The sequence below is a fragment of the Bradyrhizobium sp. CCBAU 21365 genome (genome assembly GCF_015291305.1).
Lineage (GTDB): Bacteria > Pseudomonadota > Alphaproteobacteria > Rhizobiales > Xanthobacteraceae > Bradyrhizobium > Bradyrhizobium elkanii.
The window spans coordinates 632,975-647,903 of the sequence record NZ_CP030036.1; the positions used below are offsets into that span (position 1 = coordinate 632,975).

Sequence of the window (14,929 nt, forward strand, 5' to 3'; positions counted from 1 at the left end):
ATCAAATCACGTCAATCGTTCTGCTTTTGGGTTGCCTGGCGATAGAGGTCTGCGATGGCAGGTGCGTCAGGTTCCATCAGCATCGAGGCTTCGTTGCAGTCATCGGGCCCGAAGTAGAATTCGGCATGCGGCACTACTCGGAGCCATCGATGTGGCGCGGCGCCCGATCGCAGCCAGGCTTTGTTGGGAAGGATTATGCAGACCCGACCCGAATACGGAGTTGGAGTGTACCGCTGAAAGGCCGCGATCGCCGTGGATTTGAGCAGAGCCCTGCTCGCCAACACCGGATCTGTCGCGACAGGCTCTTTGCTCCCGCGAACGAGGGCGTGGAAATGTTCGCGGAGGCGGCTGCCGAAATATCGGAAACGGGCGCTGAATGTCGGCAGCTTCGCCGTCGCATGCAGGAACGATTCCGCCTTAGCCCTGGCAACGAAATACAGCCGGCGCGGCCATTCCCCATAGGTGGTGGGGTGAAGAGGACCAAACAGCGCAACGCATGCGACCTCCGATTTGCGCTGTCCCAGGATTTGCGCCAGTTCGAAAGCTGTTGAAGCGCCGGAACAATAGCCGGCGATGATGTACGGACCGGTCGGCTGATATTCGACGATCTGGCGGGCGAAGTACTCGGCGATATCTTCGACGCGGTCCATCGGCTCGCTCTGCCCATCGAAGCCAGGCGGTTGGAGTGCGTAGAACGGTTGATCGCCGCCCAGGTTCTTCGAGAGGTCCAGGAATGAGGACGGTGCCCCGACATGACCGGGCACAGCGTAAATGGGCGTGCGTGTTCCGCGAGACTGCAACGGAACGATTGCAGGCGGTTGCGTGGTCGCGGCCGTGGCCATGTTCAGAAACGCGATGATCTCGCCCCTCCGCCCCTGCAACTGATCGCGAAGCTCCGCCGTCAGCGCGCCGGCCGGGGCGTTGCAGCGCAGCCGGTCGCCCTCGACCCAGACCTTGATGTCCTTGACCGCGAGGTCTGCGAGCAGCTCCGAAAACTGCATCACCTGCGCTGACATCGGGCTTTTCATGGATGAAGCTGACATTTCCTGTTCCGTGCGCCATCGCGGTATCTTCGACTCCGGATGACAGTTCATTTCCGGACGACCACGCTCCCAACATATCCAGGTTGCGGTACGAAGCTTCTGACAGCCCAATCCTTTTCATCCCAGGACATGGGCTGTCCCAGGCCGCACCCCAGCGCCTTGGAGACAGCCTCCAGCCGGGTCCAGCGCTGGAGGAAGCCTTCCAGCCGGTCTTCCGGATCGAGGGCGGCGTAGGACTCGTACTCGGAGGTGGAAAGACAGAACGCTGCGATCTCGTCCGCTTCGGGCACCGGGAGAATTGCCTCGATGTCCACCCCGACCTCTTGCCTGATCGAGAGGGCGATGACCGCGACTTCTCCGGATCGTGAGACGCTGAAGCGCAAGTCGCGGACGGGCATGCGGCGGGAGAGGTGGGGTTTGCCCAGCCGTCCATATTCCAGCTCGATCTCCGAAGGCGCAATGTCCAGTCTGGAAGCGAGGACCTGGCGCAGCTGCCCGCGGCTAACGACAAAGCGGCGGCGGTCTCGCTCCAGTCTCAATCCCTCGGCGCGCCGATGTTCCGCTTCGTTGAGGCAAACGCTTAGCTCCCCGATGACGTCGTGCTCCACATGGAGCATGAATGCCAGGACCTCCAAACCATCATGCTCGAGGACCGGCGTGATGATCCCGGGCCTCAGCTCAACTGCTTTGTCCAAAAAGCTCAAAGGGGTGGCGCCGGCTCCGCGAGCCCCGCGTTCAAGCTTGCGATAGCCTGGCCCGTCAAAGGAACGACTATTTTCCCACGCGCTCTGTTCACAGGCACCTATGCGAAAAGCCATCACAACTTGCTTTCTATTGGCCTCGATCCGGATTGCCGCCGGTAGATTCCGAACGGGTCTTGCGATGGGCATTCGAGCGGACTGCTGCTTGAAATTTTAATCGCGCACCGCCATGGCTCAATGGACCATCGTAATTACCCATTTTTTGCCAGTTTCCATCCAGCGGAAGCGGGGGAATATTCCTAGGGGAATTGGACCGCCAAACGGTCAATGGATGCAGTCCAGGCGTCAGCGCCTGCCCCGGCCGGCAGCCAAAAAGGCGCAGCACCGACATGGCCACATCGCCAACCCAGACATCGGTTCTCGCCAAAGAGCTCAAACCGATCGACCAGGAACTAGCCCCCCGAGTACGGAATACAGAGCCGCGGTCTTTTTTGGAACATTCGTAGCAATGGTTCGGAGCATCCGCTTGGCGCTGCGGAGCTTGGCCTCGATATGGCGCTCCGGACTGTCTTTGCCTACAGCGATCCACGTCATGGCTTGCTCCCGATTGGCCAGATGGGACTTGTGCCCGCCGCCACCGGCCAGGAAGTCGTAGCCGCTTTCCCCGCGTGCAATGCTGTCCTCAATCGCCAGCACATGGCTGACGAGCCCGGGCTTGAGCCGGCTGTCGCTCTCATAGAGAAAGCCGCTCTGGTAGTTCAGGACACGGCCGTCGTGCACGAAATTGTACACGACTCCGATTGTCTCGTTCCCAACCATCGTCCGCGAGATGCGAACGGCCCCCGTGGGGACGCCGCGCGCAATGAGCTCCTCGTGAAACGGACGGAAGCCGGGATTGGCGAAGGCTCCCCTGCGTCCCCATCGCGACCGATGAAAGTCGCTCAGCAGATCGAACGCGGCGAGGGCCTCCGCAGTCGTTTCCATGATCCGGAGTTCAAGGGGGCCGCGTTCGGCATACAACCGCATGGCACGGCTCACGGCCTGGCGCGTACTGCGGCCCAATGTGGCGCGATAGTCCCCCCCTCGCTGGCGGACTGGGGCAAAATCAACCCACAATGCCGCATCAGCCTGTTTCACCTCGGTCACGAGCCCGGCCCGGCCGGCGGCGCGACTGGCAGTCGCCTCAAGGTCCGGATCAATCCCGGAGAGCACCAACTGATCCGAGCGGTGCAGGCGGGACGTCAACGCATTGAGGCCTGCCGACATGATGGCATCGGATTGCTCTGCAAGAATACCGTTGTATTCGATGAACAATCGGTCGAAACGAGTATCTCCCGTTTCATTGAGCAGCCAGCGCGTCCGGGCATGCGGCCCGAGACTCCACGCTCTCCGCCGGCAAATAATCGCCAGGCCAACGATCTTGCCTGATGACCGGGCCACGAGGACGTGTGGTCGCGCGCCATCCGGGATATGCCGTAGCCAGGTGCCGATCCAGAGCCAGGACAAGAAGAACGAGTGAGTCACTCGCGCTTCGAGCTCCTTCCATGAGGTTTCAAGCCACGCAATGCTCTGCAGGGCATCCAGGCTGACATCGGTAACCGTCTCAGGCATGCTTTCCCGTTCCAACGCCAGAGGACCGAACGCGCGCCGCGGCGGGAAGACCGGAGGACCGAGCTGCAACGTTTGCGCAAGATCCGATGATGGGTGGCTGGTCACACACAGGCATCCCTCTGACGGACACGTCGTGGTTGGGCGTCTCCGACCATTGTCTCGGCGGAGGCCGATAACGCGAACTATATCCGGAATTCGATCGAGGTGCGGACGCTTCCTGAGTACCCACGCTAGCCTCTTGTGCCGGCGGAGCAACTGTGCCGAGGTGGAGCTGTGATCGACCGGGCTCAAGGCTGGCGCAGCGCGCTCCAGCCTGCGGCGGCCGACGGCCTTGATCCTCCGCAAGCTCAGGGCCCGCCATGGCTGACGTCCGGTTTCTCACGTGGCGCTCGCTCCCGAGGCGAGTTTTTCAAATCTCCGCCGCAAGTGATCCACGAGCAGTTCCGCACCGATCAACAGGCAGCCGGGATGTCCGCCAGGCACCTGGACCAATTCCAGTTGAGAGCTGAGATGCCGCCACGCTCGGCCATCGTGGTCGGCCGCGTAAAAGGCCACAGGGATCTCGAGCGGTGCCGGACAATACCGCGCCATTGCGATTGAATGAGCGTCCCACAACGGCGCGGGAATTTCGACCTTGGCGACCGCAGTCTGTCCGTTCGCCGGGAGCTTCAGGTATCGCTCCAGTCTCACCATTTGCTCGAAGGTCCAACGCAAGAGATAAGGCGAAACCAGCGGCTTCAGCAGCCCCAGGATCGCCCGTGGCATTGGACGGGCACTGACAGTCGGCGGGTCCACCATCGTAACCAAATCAACCGTGTGGCCGGCTGCCACCAGTTGGCGGGCCACTTCGAACGCCACCATGGCACCATTGCACTTGCCGCCCAGAAGAAAGGGACCGCTCGCTTGCCTTGCCAGGATGAACGGCAGGCGATCGGCGGCCATCGCCTCGATCGAGATCGGAATCGGCTCCCCATGAAGACCGTGGGGATTGATCGAGATGATCGGATAATCCGGCCCCAGAAGCTCTACCAGCCGCCGCACACTCGCGTGGCCGCTGACAAGGTCGCCGTTGAAAAAGTACAGCGGAGACCGCGTGCCAGGCGCATGGGGCTGGAAGAACGGCGTCGCCCAAATGTCCGTTGGTGCGGAAACCCTTGCGGCAAATTGCCGGATGGTTTCTGCCCCGAACATGATGGTTTCCGGCACGGGATAGCCGACGAGCCGCTCGACCTCGATCAACATCTCCATCGCGAGAAGCGAGTCTCCGCCGCTGGCGAAAAAATCATCGTCAACAGTCACGACCTCGTTCTTCAGCAGCCTGCGCCAGAGGGTCAGCAACTCGGCTTCCAAATTCAACGGCCCGTTCGCGACGGGCGCCGGCATCGGCGCCTGGTGACCCCGTCGCCGGTCGGCCAACTCGCGCAGATGTCGCCGCTGTACCTTTCCCGTCACCCCCTTGGGCAGATGGTCGAGCGTCAGAATGCGTCTCGGAATCTTGAACGAGGCCAGCTCGCGTTGCAGGAACAGGCGAAGCTCCGCAGCGGTCGGCCGCGCGCCGCGATGAGGGACGATGGCGACTGCGACGTCCTCGCCCAGGCGCGGATGTGAGATCGCGAAAGCCGCAGCTTCGGCGATCGCCGAATGTCGCAACAGCGCGGCTTCGATCTCGGCGGGAGAAATCTTCTCACCGCCGCGATTGATCAATTCGCTCAGGCGGCCGTGCAGCGAAAGGAAGCCGTCTTCGTCGAGGCTGCCGATATCGCCGGTGCGAAACCAACCCTTCGTGAAAGCGGCCTGGTTGAGCTCCGGCGCATTGAGATAGCCCGACGTCACGGTCGGTCCACGAATCCAGATCTCTCCGTGCTCGCCGGCTGCCAGGGGATGTCCATCTTCACCGACGACGACCGCGGTATCGGGCCAGGGTCTCCCGCAGGTGCCCTGCCTGTTCGGACCCGGCGGCAGCTGGTTGGCGGCGATCTGCGCCGCCTCGCTGGAGCCGTAATGCTCCAGCACCGGCACGCCCAGAGCGTGTTGCAGGCCGTCCTGCACGGTCCTCGGCAGCGGCGCGCCGCCTGACATCGCGAACCGCAGGGTATGCGCAGCCCGTGCATTCTCGAGGCTCTGCGCCTTGTCCAGCACCGTGGCGTGAAGCGTAGGGCCTGCCGAGTACCAGGTCGGCCGCAGGACATCGAACCACTCATCGAGTGCGACGATGGCACTGTTCGCCGGGATGGCAATGCTGCCTCCCGTCAGCAACGGCGTGAAGACCGTCACTTTCAGCCCATGAGAATAATAGGGGGGCGACACGCTCAGGCATCGGTCCCGGGACGTGAGGCCGAACCAGGCCTGAAGGCGTTCGGCCGCCGCCAGCATATTGTCATGACTGAACGGAATAAGCTTGGGCTGCGCGGTCGTGCCCGACGTCTGCAGGATGAAGGCGGGGGAGTGCGGCTCCGGCTCGGCGTCGATGGCAGGGGAGGCGGAAACTTGCACGGCGATCTCGAGCCCAAGCTGCCCCTTTCCGACCGGGGCGGCTTCTATAATGGCAAGCGTTCTGCGGGCTGCGGCCTGGCGAGCTTCAGGGGCACTGCCCTGCAGCACAACGAGGGCGCTCAGGTTCAGCATGTCGAGACGCTGCTCGATTTCAGGCTGGGAGAGGCGTGGGTCGAGGGGCACCGCGGTGGTACAGCAGGCGACTGCCACGATGGCGAGAGCCGCTTCCGGGCCGTTCGGCATCAAGACCCCGATCCGGGCATTGCAGTCGAAACCGGCCAAGCGCAGCCGCCGGCGGAATGCGTTCAACTGGCGTTCAAGACCGCTGTATGTCAGAGGCTCGAAAGCGCTCGAGACGATCGCCGGCTGGTTCGGAAACCGACTGGCAGTTCGACCGATGACCTGGCCTATTGTGAATCGGGCTTCCGACTCCCCACGGTCGCGCGCGCAGACGGTCTCGGAACACGTGGTGGCGGCAGGCGTTTCGTTGTCCAGAAGCATTCCGTCCTACCTTGAACAACGTAAGTCGGCTCGCACAACCATAGCGCGCCGCTCCCGAAGATGCCTTGCTGTACAGCAAGTGAAGGCAGCAATTAGGGATTAGCCAAGATTCGGTGCGTCATGCTGCCATCCTGCCGATTGCGGGCATTGGTGGGTGGTGACGTCACCAGGCAGCGGCGCTACTTGAGCTTGGCGATGAGAGCAGTTGTCTAGCTCGCGCAAGACGCAGACGGCTTTCGCCACCTACGCGCCGCGATAGCCATTCGGGTTCTTCATCTGAAAATGCCAATGGTCGGCACACATCTGTGTCAGGGATCGCTTTGATGTCCAGCCCAACAGGTTCTTCGCGAGAGTTGGATCGGCATAGCAGATTGCGACGTCACCGACCCTGCGTTGGTCGATCACATACGGAACTGGCCGGCCACTCACTTCCTTGAATGTCTGGATCACGTCCATGACGCTACTGCCGCTTCCTGTTCCGAGATTGACAGTCAGAAGGCCGGGCTGCCTCAGTTGGCTCAGGGCGCTCAGATGTCCGGATGCAAGATCGACAACGTGAATGTAGTCGCGGATCCCGGTGCCGTCCGGAGTATCATAGTCGTTTCCCCAAACATGCACCTTCGGACGCCGTCCGATCGCCACTTGTGCGACAATCGGCAGCAGATTGTTCGGCACATCCAGAGGGTCTTCTCCGATCAGTCCGCTTTCGTGGGCGCCAACCGGATTGAAGTAGCGCAAGATGGCAATCCGCCAATCCTTGTCGGACCCATGAAGATCCTTCAGGATTTCTTCGATGAAGTATTTTGTGCGGCCGTACGGATTGATCGGTGCGACAGGATGCTTCTCGTCCAGCGGCAGGTGCGCGGGTGTCCCGTAAACGGTTGCGGATGAACTAAAGACCAGCGTCTTGACGGCTGCTCGCGTCATGGCCGACACGAGCCGCATCGTTCCCACGACGTTGTTGTCGTAATAGGTCATGGGTTGAGCGCTGGACTCGCCCACCGCCTTGAGGCCGGCGAGATGAATGACCGCGGTCACGTCATGGGCGCGCAGGATCTGGTAGATCGCCTCTTCATTGCGGATATCGGCATGCCGGAAAATGACCGATCGTCCGCAGATGGCCCGTATCCGTTCGAGGGAGGTGCTGTTGCTGTTGGAAAGATTGTCGACCGCGACGACATCGAGCCCGGCGTCGAGTAGCGCGACAGCGATATGGGATCCGATATAGCCGGCACCGCCGGTCAACAAGATCATTTCCGCTTCCGTTTCGCGTCTGCGTGGTCAATGCTCGCCGCGCGCGGGAAATCATCCCGCGCGGTGATGCCGATGCGCCAGACCGGACGAGTCTCGGCTATTTTCGCAGTCGGATCGCCCCGTCGACTTTTGAGCTCATGTCCTTGCGGGTATGGCCGTTGGCGAGGGAGGCTTCAAAGTAGTTCTCCGCATGGTCGATCGCGCCAAGTGGCACCGGCCGGCCCGCTCTCGCGATCTTGGAAATTTCCCGGCCAGGCGGGAGAAGCCGCTCGGTTACGTCAACGACCTGATGTGCCGAACTGCTGTTTCTCGACCAGGCCGCAGATCGATGGTTCAATCCCCAGATTGCTGCCTGCGTTCTGTTTTGAACCCGGATCTTGCGAAGGATCGCCTTGATGTGAACCTTCACCGTGGCTTCGGCAATCTTGATCTTGCGCGCAATGCACTTGTTGGAATCGCCCTCAATCAAGCACTGAACGATTGAAACTTCCCGCGGCGAAAGTTGCTGAGCCAACGTGTCATCTGCCGTCGCGACGGCGCGATCGTCGTCGTTGGGTACAGGGGCATCGTCCACGTCGCGTTTCTCGCTATCGAGAGCGGACGTCAAGAATGCCGGCGGGAATACCGTCCCGCCCATCATGACGAGTTCGATGGACTTGATGAACGCGTCGCAGTTCATCACGTCGATGAAATACCCGGTGGCGCCGGCCCGGAATGCGGCAACCAGATCACTCAGATGAAAGTGATCCGCGACAACCGCGACACGTGCATCCGCGCAGCGGCGCTTGAACGAGTCGATCTGCCCGACTGTCGAGCGAAAATCATCGCCGCTATGAACAATGAGGAACAATGCCTGACTGGCGGGGACGTTCTGAAGCGCCTCGTCGCTCGGCCAATCGTCGGCATCGTCTATTGAGGCTAGGACAAAATTCTCCGAATTTAGAATTCTTGCAAGGCCTTCTTTGCGAAGACTATTTTCACCAACCAGCGCAATGGCAAAAGGATATCGCCGTCTCATGGAAACTCTCCCGGACGCTACAATGATACAAGCGGTTGAAGGGTTGAACCCGGTTCATTTTTGGTGGCCCGCCCAGCTAAAAAGAACGACGTAAAAACAAGCTTCCTCAGATTTGGTCGCCTGAACAAACCTGGGACGAAAAGCGCTTAACCCACTCAGAAAATATTTACGAATGTTAGATGCTAATCCCCAATATCCCTATATACCGTTGGTTATAGGCATTTGGGGGCCGCCAACTTGGCGAGGGCGATCTCTCGGTCCTTGCAACCGGACGCTCGCTTGGGGTGCGTCCGGTTGCTGCCGCGATTACACGTTGTGAAACCATGTTCGTTGCGGCGCTCCAGGCAGTAAATTCACGGGACCAAGCGACAACAAAACCTTACTGGAATGTCTCATATTAGAGTAGCTTATTGATGACGTGGGCGCCGATCTGAACTGGAGGGGGACTGAGGGTTGATCGGAAATGCATTTCAGTCGTGTTGTAATTGCCAGTAGATATCCAGTCGTTTTATTGGGTCTGAACTGCCTGCTCGAAGCAGAGCGTGATTTCAAAGTTGTTGCGCGCTGCAATGATATTGCGAGCTGCTTCAAGGCAATGCAGACCCTTGCGCCCGACATCGCCATTTTGGACATGTCGATGCCCGACATTTTTGGGCAGGCCATGCTCGAGGTCGCAAATTCCGGGGCGCTTGGTGTGCGACTCGTGTTTCTTGCCGCCTCGGTTGAGGATCGCGATCTCGCCATGCTCGCAGCAGCGGGAGCTTGCGGTGTTCTTCTGAGCGAGGAGGAGCCTGAGACGCTCTTGCAGACGTTGCGGCAAGTCGCCGACGGCCAGAAGACGTTGCCTTCGCCCTCGTACGAAGAAGCCATCCCTTATGCGCAAACGACGATCCCGGAGAAATATCTTGCGGTGCTGACGGACCGCGAGCGTCAGATCATGCGTTTGGTGTCGGAGGGCTTGTCGAACAAGGAGATTGGCCGCCGTCTGAAGGTGGCCGACGGTACCATCAAGGTTCATCTGCACCACATCTTCCGCAAGCTCGAGATCAGCAACAGGACCGTCCTTGCTACGCTTGCCGTCTCATATTCCGGGCCGGCCGGCTCTCCATCCGCCGAATAGCGGCGACGGACCGGCATTTTTTCATCGAGCTTCGCGCGAGATGAACGTTTTGGCTAGATCAACGGGCTGCCTGTACGCCTGGAGATTGCCGAAAACGAGCGTCTCAAGGCAGTTGCGATGAAAACGCCTGCACAGCAGCCGGCACCTTTGACGAGCATGTCCTTCACGTATCCATGTCTGTCGGGGAGCAGTCTTTGGATGAGCTCGAAGCCGACGACGATGGCTAGCAGGAGGAGCAGTATCGGCAGCACGTGCTTCGGATAGGCGAGCGAAAAGGCGACCCCGATAACGAACAGAGCTGCGAAACGATCGATGTTCGCCGATACCAACGTGTGCGGACGCAATGCCAGCGGTGTATCGGTGACGATGAAGAGGCCCAGGACTAAACCCCAGGCCAAACATCGGAATACGGTTTGCGTCATCCCCTGTGGGTCGGCAAGAACGGAGCAGCTTGGTTTCATCATTCGCATTCGCAACTACTCTCCAGGCGCGGCCGTTTTAAAAGATGGATCGTCGTTTCACGATGGGGTCTGCGGATCACCATGGTGGGCTAAGTCTTGCCAAGCCACTGGTCGATGTCCCTGGATCCGATGACCCGTTTTGGCCGGTACGGGTTGATCGTTCCAGCCGAAAGTCTCTCGATGCGCCGGTCCTCCGCCAGTTTCCTCGTGAACTGCTTCGCATCCTGTTCGGATACGAATGTCGCAGTCCTTCGTGCGTGCCTGTCGGGCGGCGCATCGCGTTGATCAACGAAGGAGACGTACCAGATGTGTCTTGCTGTCATGCGGGACCTTCATACCGCAATGGAAAACTGAAGGACGAACAGCGACTGGCCGCCCGGTTCGGGGCTGTCGCTGATTTCGACGTGCCAGCGAAGATGACGCAAGAATGGCTCCGTCACGTCGTGCTTGAGTATCTCGCCGCTCAGTTCAATCGCCGTCGTCCGTGCGGCGAGAATGTCGGGAAGATCCAGGCCGACATCATCGAGCACTGAATGGCCGCCGTGGATATGAAAAAAATACCGCGGCATTGGTGTCTCCGGATGAGGCGAACATTCCGACGACTGCGCCGAGCTCTACGCGTCAGGATGGTGTCATCGCACCACGGTGAGGCGGACAGCAAGCCGCTATTCTAGGAGGGCGGATCATCATTGTTGAGTACCCCGACGTGGACCTGCATCATCATCGGTTCGGAAGGTCGAGCGACGCATCGGGTCGATCGCAGGGCAATCGCATTTGGAATGAACGATTCTTCCGCGCCGTCATGCCCGGGACAAGCCCGGACGCGCCGAGCTCTCTCTCGGACGGTCAAGGAAGCGTGCGGCAATCCCTGACACCTGGAGCTATCGAGCAGCGGCTCACGACGGCCGCTGGTGCCCGCCTGGCGCGCCGGCGATCAATTATTTGTGCAGTGCGGTAATATTGATATTGCATTGCAATAATAGCTGACTAACTCTGCTTCTCACGTGCCATTTGAGGAGCCTTCCGTGATCAAGATTTCCCTCTCCACCCTTGCCGCCGCTCTCGCGATCGCAACCGCCGCGTCCGCCGCGGAGCTTCCGACCTACGAGGCTGCGGGCCTGCCGATCTCGGCCGTGCAGGCCGGCGTGATTGGCGCCGCCAACGCCCACGAGCAGGCCCCCGTTGCGACCACGTCGGCGACGCCGCATCAGCTCAGCGTCTTGACGCCCCGCAACAAGATGACGACCGCGCGGGCCGCTGCCCGCACCGACCGTTCGGTCCACTGATCGGCATAGTCCTTCCCGGGAGGCCCGCGACGAAGTCGCGGGTCTTCCTCGGGCGTAGAGCAAATACATCGATGCCCGTTGCGTCCGACGCAAGCTCGTGCCGCTCGCCGCCGCCAAGTGGTGCCTTGCGGCGGGCGGCAAGCGCCATGTCGATTGGTTGAACCCGCGCAGATGCCGATCGGGTAGCCCAGCCTCCCTTTCAGGAGCTCATGGGCAATCCGCGCACCCCAACATGCAAGCAATCTGAGCAAATGGGTCGTCCGGAGGAAGGACGATCAGCTTGCAGGCCTCGAGACAACGGATGCATGAGTCGCTCGCGTGCGTTGCCTTGCCGGTGCTGTCCAGGGCGGGGGCGACCTTCCGCGAAAGCGAGACGATCGCGGTGTTGAGCCCGTCGGTCAGTGCTGCAAAGACTTTTCCCTCAGGCGAGGTCGGCTCCGCGAGCTTGATGCCCACCCTGATGTGAGCGCCTTGTGCCGCCTTGCCGGGCAATTCCTTGATATTCTCGATCAGGCCCCGCGGTATCGATATCCAGGTGTCCGGGGCCAGGTCAGACGCGAACTCGACAACGTTCTGGGATTTGGCGTCTCTTGTGAAGCCTGTCACATACGTGGACATAGAGTTCTCCTCCTGCACAAGTCGTCCGCACAATTCAACCTCATCGCTTGCGAGTTGCATGTGAAGCACCTTACACCGCCAATAATTATTGGAGCGGCGCTCGCGGCCTGCCATACGCGTGACGGTGCAACGAGGAACGCCGCCGCCACGTGGTGCCTGGCGGCGGATGACACGCCTCACGCCGCTGGCGCAAACTCCCGCAGGTGCAGTTTGATTGCGGCGTCGACCTCGTGATTGGGTGATTGGCAGCTGCGAGCCAAGGCATCCTCTGTCATGGCAGGGCTGGCAGCTTGCAAGCTCGGCACTGGAAATCGTCGCCGCGCTCGTCTGTGCGAACTTCGAATTCCTCCGAGACCCGAACAATTCGGTTGCGAAGCGGGGCGACCTCCGAAAGCTCAGCGTGGCCCGTGCGTCGGCATTTCGGGCACCGCAGGATCTCAATCCAGCTGGAATGGGTCATGACGTCGCCTGCAAACGCTCGTGAAATAATCCCATCGGCGCGAAGAAAATTGATCCAGCTCAAAAACGCGGCCGCATCTCCTCCAATTCCACAGCTTTTCAAACGCCAAAGCGCGTTTTGAGGCCCCCGGGCGAGCGCTGTCCAAATCGGTGAAAACCCTGACCGCGTTAACCTTTGATTAACCATGCGGTCCGATTGTTAACCATTCGACAAGACAACCGAGTCAGGGGCGATGGACGCAACTCAACAGGTCGCACGTCAGCAGGTCCGCATGCGCGGCCGTTCCTACGTTGCGTTCGTTTTCTCGCCGGTCGTGCCCGTGGTGTCCTGGCTGGCCGAGATCGACGCGACGCTGGCGAAGTCGCCGGGCTTCTTCACCGGCAAGCCCATCGTGCTCGACCTTTCGGCGGTCGACCTCAGCCAGACGGCGATCGCGCATCTGATCGGTAGCCTCGCTGAGCGCAATATCCGCATTCTCGGCATCGAGGGCGTCGACGAATCGAAGCTCGGCGCCAACATGCCGCCGCTACTGACCGGCGGCCGGGCCTGCGCGATCACCCATGTCGAGCCGCAGAAGCCGCAGGTGCAGGAAAAAACCAAGGACAAGGACAAGACCAAGCTGGCGTCGCTGCTGCTGGAGAGCCCGGTCCGTTCCGGCCAGTCGATCGTGTTCGCCGAGGGCGACGTCACCGTGCTCGGCTCGGTCGGCTCCGGCGCCGAGATCGTCGCCGGCGGCTCGATCCATGTCTACGGCACGCTGCGCGGCCGCGCGATGGCCGGCATCAACGGCAATTCGGCGGCCCGCATCTTCTGCCAGAGGATCGAAGCCGAGTTGCTCGCCATCGACGGCTACTACCAGACCGCGGAAGAAATCGCCGACAGTTTGCGCAACCGGCCCGCCCAGGCGTGGCTCGAGGGCGAAATGCTGCGCATCACACCATTGAACTGACCGACCACAAGGAGAGAGAGAATGGCCAAGGTATTGGTCGTGACGTCTGGGAAGGGCGGGGTCGGCAAAACGACCTCAACCGCCGCGCTCGGCGCGGCGCTCGCGCAAATGGGTCAGAACGTCGTCGTCATCGATTTCGACGTCGGCCTGCGCAACCTCGATCTGGTGATGGGCGCGGAGCGTCGGGTGGTGTTCGACCTCATCAACGTGGTGCAGGGCGTCGCCAAGCTGCCGCAGGCGCTGATCCGCGACAAGCGGCTGGAGAATCTCTGGCTGCTGCCGGCGTCGCAGACCCGCGACAAGGACGCGCTGAGCGAAGAGGGCGTCAAGCGCGTGATCGCCGACCTCAAGACCAAGTTCGACTGGATCCTGTGCGACAGCCCGGCCGGCATCGAGCGCGGCGCGACGCTCGCGATGCGCTACGCCGACGAAGCCGTCATCGTCACCAATCCGGAAGTGTCGTCGGTGCGCGACTCCGATCGCATCATCGGCATGCTCGATTCCAAGACGGTCCGCGCCGAGCGCGGCGAGCGAGTCGAGAAGCATCTTCTGGTCACCCGCTATGATGCCGGCCGCGCGGCGCGCGGCGAGATGCTCTCGATCGACGATATCCTGGAAATCCTTGCGACCCCCTTGCTCGGCATCGTCCCGGAAAGCCAGGACGTGCTGCGCGCCTCCAATGTCGGCTGTCCGGTCACGCTGAACGCAGCAAGCAGCGCGCCGGCGCGGGCCTATACCGACGCGGTACGCCGCCTGATGGGCGAGGCGGTGGAGATGACCGTGCCGGTTCAACGCAAGGGGCTGATGGATCGGCTACTGCGACGGAGGGCGGCATGATGAACGTATTGCGGCTGTTCGGCGGCCGCGCCGCATCGGCGCCCGTCGCGCGGGAGCGGTTGCAGATCCTGCTTTCGCATGAGCGTGGCCGGACTGGCGCGCCCGATCTCCTGGAGACACTTCGCTCGGAAATCCTGAGCGTGGTTTCCAAGCATATCGACGTCGACCCCGACAAGGTCGTGGTCCGGATGGACCGCGGCAAGTTTGTCTCGATGCTCGAGGTCGACATCGAGGTTCCCAATGGCGTGCAACGATCGAAGATGGTGGCGGCCACATGACGGCAGACAGCGATAGTCACATTGCCTGGCAGCGCGCGCAACTCAAGAAGCTGCGGGCGGCGTTGAAGGCGATCGAGGCCGATCAGCTCGGCAAGGCCAATTGCGGGCGCGCGACGCAGATGACGATCGACGAGTTGCAGCGCAAGATCGGCGAGTCGGGCCGCTGCATCGCCGAGTACGAGCGCCGCACCCGTCGTCCGCTGGCGACGGACCTCGGCAGCCTTGCCAGCGTCAGCTGGACGCACTGGAACGCCAATATGCCGATGGCCAAGGCGCCGCGCCACCGCGCATGAGGGCAT

Annotated in this window: 15 protein-coding genes; 6 read left to right on the top strand and 9 right to left on the bottom strand. The window is 61.3% G+C overall.

All coding sequences use genetic code 11. From position 1 onward, the window contains the following. Nucleotides 1-11 precede the first annotated feature (11 nt). From XI02_RS02865 to XI02_RS44980, 6 genes are all read right to left on the bottom strand, one after another. The gene (locus XI02_RS02865) at nt 12-1,016 is read right to left on the bottom strand and encodes an alpha/beta fold hydrolase (RefSeq protein WP_244980857.1); all 1,005 of its coding nucleotides are present in this window, start codon (nt 1,014-1,016) and stop codon (nt 12-14) included. 74 nt (nt 1,017-1,090) lie between these two features. Further along, a complete protein-coding gene (locus tag XI02_RS02870; RefSeq protein ID WP_244980856.1) occupies nt 1,091-1,861 on the bottom strand; it encodes a 4'-phosphopantetheinyl transferase superfamily protein in 771 nt (256 codons plus the stop codon). 315 nt (nt 1,862-2,176) lie between these two features. Next, nucleotides 2,177-3,355, bottom strand: a complete 1,179-nt coding sequence (locus XI02_RS02875) for a GNAT family N-acetyltransferase (protein ID WP_244980855.1) — start codon at nt 3,353-3,355, stop codon at nt 2,177-2,179. A gap of 378 nt (nt 3,356-3,733) precedes the next feature. Next, nucleotides 3,734-6,349 carry an AMP-binding protein gene (locus tag XI02_RS02880; RefSeq protein ID WP_244980854.1) on the bottom strand — a complete coding sequence of 872 codons (2,616 nt, stop codon included), beginning with the start codon at nt 6,347-6,349 and terminating at the stop codon, nt 3,734-3,736. Between the two features lie 243 nt (nt 6,350-6,592). Then, the gene (gene galE, locus XI02_RS02885) at nt 6,593-7,603 is read right to left on the bottom strand and encodes a UDP-glucose 4-epimerase GalE (RefSeq protein WP_172646022.1); all 1,011 of its coding nucleotides are present in this window, start codon (nt 7,601-7,603) and stop codon (nt 6,593-6,595) included. A 97-nt stretch (nt 7,604-7,700) separates the two neighbouring features. After that, the gene (locus tag XI02_RS44980) at nt 7,701-8,621 is read right to left on the bottom strand and encodes a response regulator transcription factor (protein ID WP_018269449.1); all 921 of its coding nucleotides are present in this window, start codon (nt 8,619-8,621) and stop codon (nt 7,701-7,703) included. Nucleotides 8,622-9,084: 463 nt separating this feature from the next. On the opposite strand from XI02_RS44980, the gene XI02_RS02895 reads away from it, so the two are divergent. Further along, nucleotides 9,085-9,741 (top strand): response regulator transcription factor, encoded by a 657-nt coding sequence (locus XI02_RS02895; RefSeq protein WP_240536745.1) that lies wholly within the window; start codon nt 9,085-9,087, stop codon nt 9,739-9,741. Between the two features lie 53 nt (nt 9,742-9,794). Here the strand turns inward: XI02_RS02895 and XI02_RS02900 are convergent, their stop codons facing one another. Further along, nucleotides 9,795-10,211: a VanZ family protein gene (locus tag XI02_RS02900; RefSeq protein ID WP_018269450.1), complete on the bottom strand. Its 417-nt coding sequence runs from the start codon at nt 10,209-10,211 to the stop codon at nt 9,795-9,797. 323 nt (nt 10,212-10,534) lie between these two features. After that, nucleotides 10,535-10,771, bottom strand: coding sequence for a hypothetical protein (locus tag XI02_RS02905; RefSeq protein WP_016847160.1), 237 nt, complete (start codon nt 10,769-10,771; stop codon nt 10,535-10,537). 456 nt (nt 10,772-11,227) lie between these two features. Here XI02_RS02905 and XI02_RS02910 point away from each other — a divergent pair, with 456 nt between their 5' ends. Further along, nucleotides 11,228-11,488 carry a hypothetical protein gene (locus tag XI02_RS02910; protein ID WP_172646021.1) on the top strand — a complete coding sequence of 87 codons (261 nt, stop codon included), beginning with the start codon at nt 11,228-11,230 and terminating at the stop codon, nt 11,486-11,488. Between the two features lie 207 nt (nt 11,489-11,695). On the opposite strand, the gene XI02_RS02915 is transcribed toward XI02_RS02910, so the two are convergent. Then, complete coding sequence (locus XI02_RS02915) at nt 11,696-12,106, bottom strand: hypothetical protein (RefSeq protein WP_172646020.1); 411 nt, start codon at nt 12,104-12,106, stop codon at nt 11,696-11,698. 692 nt (nt 12,107-12,798) lie between these two features. Here XI02_RS02915 and minC point away from each other — a divergent pair. The 4 genes from minC to XI02_RS02935 are packed head-to-tail and all read left to right on the top strand — an operon-like array spanning nt 12,799 to nt 14,923. Beyond that, entirely contained in the window at nt 12,799-13,515 is a 717-nt protein-coding gene (minC, locus tag XI02_RS02920) for a septum site-determining protein MinC (protein WP_172646019.1), read from the top strand. Between the two features lie 21 nt (nt 13,516-13,536). Then, entirely contained in the window at nt 13,537-14,352 is an 816-nt protein-coding gene (minD, locus tag XI02_RS02925; protein WP_016842305.1) for a septum site-determining protein MinD, read from the top strand. Further along, on the top strand, nt 14,352-14,630 hold the full coding sequence (gene minE / locus XI02_RS02930; protein ID WP_069278724.1) for a cell division topological specificity factor MinE: 279 nt from the start codon (nt 14,352-14,354) through the stop codon (nt 14,628-14,630). Before minD ends, minE begins: the two co-directional genes overlap by 1 nt. Beyond that, nucleotides 14,627-14,923 carry a hypothetical protein gene (locus XI02_RS02935; protein WP_016842303.1) on the top strand — a complete coding sequence of 99 codons (297 nt, stop codon included), beginning with the start codon at nt 14,627-14,629 and terminating at the stop codon, nt 14,921-14,923. The genes minE and XI02_RS02935 overlap by 4 nt, the downstream gene beginning before the upstream one ends. The last annotated feature ends 6 nt before the right edge of the window (nt 14,924-14,929 follow it).